Annotated in this window: 4 protein-coding genes; all 4 read left to right on the top strand. The window is 46.5% G+C overall.

Going from position 1 to position 3,219, the window contains the following annotated elements; translation table 11 throughout:
• Positions 1 to 103: 103 nt before the first annotated feature.
• Positions 104 to 688: a fatty acid metabolism transcriptional regulator FadR gene (gene fadR, locus RAC86_RS37175; protein WP_014477593.1), complete on the top strand. Its 585-nt coding sequence runs from the start codon at positions 104 to 106 to the stop codon at positions 686 to 688.
• A 14-nt stretch (positions 689 to 702) separates the two neighbouring features.
• Positions 703 to 1,479, top strand: coding sequence for an enoyl-CoA hydratase (locus tag RAC86_RS37170; RefSeq protein WP_038429422.1), 777 nt, complete (start codon positions 703 to 705; stop codon positions 1,477 to 1,479).
• A gap of 14 nt (positions 1,480 to 1,493) precedes the next feature.
• Positions 1,494 to 2,267: an electron transfer flavoprotein subunit beta gene (gene etfB / locus RAC86_RS37165; RefSeq protein ID WP_038429421.1), complete on the top strand. Its 774-nt coding sequence runs from the start codon at positions 1,494 to 1,496 to the stop codon at positions 2,265 to 2,267.
• Between the two features lie 35 nt (positions 2,268 to 2,302).
• Positions 2,303 to 3,219 (top strand): electron transfer flavoprotein subunit alpha (etfA, locus tag RAC86_RS37160; RefSeq protein ID WP_377886809.1); only part of this gene is annotated, 917 nt, incomplete at its 3' end.

Genomic DNA, 3,219 nt, shown 5'->3' with positions numbered 1-3,219 from the left:
AAAAGAAAACGAACATGAATAAACTGGACAAACCTGAAAATCCTTCTTATCATGAAATTATGAAGGAATAGTCATTCATTTCTACCAGAAGGAACGATGAACATTGAAGCAAAAACGGCCAAAGTATATGCAGATTATTGATGCAGCAGTAGAAGTCATTGCAGAAAACGGCTACCACCAGTCACAAGTATCCAAAATTGCCAAACAAGCCGGGGTAGCGGACGGCACCATCTATCTCTATTTTAAAAACAAAGAAGATATTTTAATTTCTCTTTTCAAAGAAAAAATGGGTCAATTTATTGAACGGATGGAAGAGGACATTAAAGAAAAAGCAACAGCGAAAGAGAAATTGGCGCTTGTGATTTCAAAGCATTTTTCCCTTTTAGCGGGTGACCATAATCTCGCGATTGTCACGCAGCTTGAGCTCCGCCAATCCAACTTGGAGCTGCGCCAAAAAATCAACGAAATATTAAAAGGCTACTTAAATATTTTGGATGGCATTTTGACGGAAGGCATACAATCAGGCGAATTAAAAGAAGGCCTCGACGTCCGCCTCGCCCGGCAGATGATTTTTGGAACGATTGACGAAACCGTGACAACTTGGGTGATGAATGACCAAAAGTACGATCTTGCTGCGCTTTCAGACAGCGTTTTAGAATTATTGGTGTCCGGAATTCATAATAAGTAAAGGAGTTCTGTCCTATGAATGCAATATCACTGGCAGTTGATCAATTTGTGGCAGTTTTGACGATTCACAATCCGCCGGCAAATGCGCTTTCCAGCCGGATATTAGAAGAGCTGTCTTCCTGTCTTGATCAATGTGAGACAGATGCAGGCGTACGAAGCATTATCATTCACGGCGAGGGAAGATTTTTCTCAGCCGGCGCTGATATTAAAGAATTTACATCGTTTAAAGGCAATGAGGATTCCTCATTGCTCGCTGAGCGCGGCCAGCAGTTAATGGAGAGAATCGAAAGCTTTCCAAAACCGATTATCGCAGCGATTCACGGCGCTGCTCTCGGAGGCGGGCTGGAGCTTGCGATGGCCTGTCACATCAGAATCGCGGCAGAAGATGCTAAGCTGGGGCTCCCGGAGCTTAATCTCGGTATCATTCCGGGTTTTGCGGGGACACAGCGCCTTCCGAGATATGTCGGTACAGCCAAAGCATTAGAGCTCATCGGATCAGGAGAACCAATATCCGGAAAAGAAGCGCTTGATCTCGGACTTGTCTCAATTGGAGCGAAAGATGAGGCAGAAGTGATTGAAAAAGCAAAAGCACTTGCCGCTAAGTTTGCAGAGAAAAGCCCGCAAACGCTGGCATCTTTGCTTGAGCTTCTTTATTCCAACAAGGTGTATTCCTATGAAGGCAGCTTAAAGCTTGAAGCAAAGCGATTTGGGGAAGCATTTGAGTCAGAGGACGCCAAGGAAGGCATCCAGGCATTTCTCGAAAAAAGAAAGCCTCAGTTCAAAGGCGAATAAAAGGGGATATGATCATGAATCTATTTGTACTGATGAAACGGACGTTTGACACAGAAGAAAAAATCGTCATTGAAACAGGAAAGATTCAGGATGACGGAGCGGAATGGATCATTAATCCATATGATGAGTACGCGATAGAAGAAGCCATCCAGCTGAAGGAAAAGCATAGCGGCACGATCACCGCCGTCACGGTCGGCGGTGAAGAAGCGGAGAAAGAATTGCGTACGGCGCTTGCCATGGGTTGTGACCAAGCTGTTTTAATCAACATAGAAGATGATCTTGAAGAACCCGACCAATATTCCATTTCTCAAGTTTTATACCACTATATGAAAGATCAGGAGTTTGATTTGATTCTCGGCGGAAATGTTGCCATTGACGGAGGATCAGGACAAGTGGCGCCTCGGCTTGCCGAGCTACTGGACATTCCGTGTATCACTACGATCACCAAACTCGAAATCAACGGCACTGATGCAGAAGCAGAAAGGGACGTCGAAGGGGATGTTGAAAAAATCAAAACGACGCTCCCATTGCTTGTCACAGCTCAGCAGGGCTTAAACGAGCCGCGCTATCCATCGCTTCCGGGAATTATGAAGGCTAAGAAAAAGCCGCTTGAAGAGCTTGAACTTGATGATCTTGACCTGGACGAAGAGGATGCTGAACCAAAGCTGAAAACCATTGAACGTTTTCTGCCGCCGAAAAAAGAAGCCGGGAAGCTTCTCCAAGGTGAGCCTGCCGAACAGGCAAAAGAGCTTGTCTCATTGCTCCGCAGCGAAGCTAAAGTCATTTAAAGCTTGGACATTCAAAGAAACAGGGGGATGTTAGAATGGGAAAAAAAGTGATCGTACTTGGAGAAATACGCGAAGGGGAATTGCGGAATGTCACCTTTGAAGCAATAGCTGCAGGAAGAACCATTTCAGGAGACGGGGAAGTCATCGGTGTTCTCATCGGTGAAAATGTACAAAGCATTGCACAAGAGCTTATTCATTACGGAGCAGATAAAGTTCTTACCGCTGAGGCCCCGAAGCTGAAAACATACACGGCAGACGGGTACAGCCAGATCATGAGAGGTGTTATCGAGCAAGAAAATCCTGATTCAGTCATCTTCGGGCATACGGCAATGGGCAAGGATCTTTCACCGAAGCTTGCTGCCCGGCTGCAAACAGGCTTAATTTCTGATGCTATAGATGTAAGCGTTACCGGAGGGAATGTTGTGTTCACACGGCCGATTTACTCGGGGAAAGCTTTTGAACGCGTCATTTCAACCGATCCGATGATCTTTGCAACAATTCGCCCCAATAACATTCAAGCTTCAGAAAAAGACACCAGCAGATCGGGGAGCATCGAAAGCATTGATGTTTCTCTTACTGACCTCCGCACTGTTATCCAAGAGGTCGTGAAAAAAACGGCGGACGGTGTTGATCTCTCCGAAGCGAAAATTATCGTTGCGGGCGGCCGAGGAGTCAAAAGCAAGGAAGGATTTCAGCCGCTGCAGGAGCTTGCAGAGGTGCTAGGGGCCGCAGTCGGGGCTTCTCGCGGGGCATGTGACGCTGATTATTGCGATTATGCTCTCCAAATCGGGCAGACCGGGAAAGTCGTTACTCCGGATTTGTACATTGCATGCGGCATTTCCGGCGCCATCCAGCATTTGGCCGGCATGTCAAACAGCAAGGTGATCGTCGCCATCAATAAAGACCCCGAAGCCGATATCTTTAAAATAGCGGATTACGGCATCGTCGGTGA

The sequence above is a fragment of the Bacillus sp. LR_5 genome (genome assembly GCF_042709275.1).
The sequence above is the reverse complement of the archived record's forward strand: the minus strand, read 5'-3'. Positions and strand labels throughout refer to the sequence as shown.

Bases quoted from the DNA above. Each gene is read 5' to 3' on its own strand.
- etfB (WP_038429421.1), top strand. From the start codon at position 1,494: ATGAATCTATTTGTACTGATGAAACGGACGTTTGACACAGAAGAAAAA.
- RAC86_RS37170 (WP_038429422.1), top strand. From the start codon at position 703: ATGAATGCAATATCACTGGCAGTTGATCAATTTGTGGCAGTTTTGACG.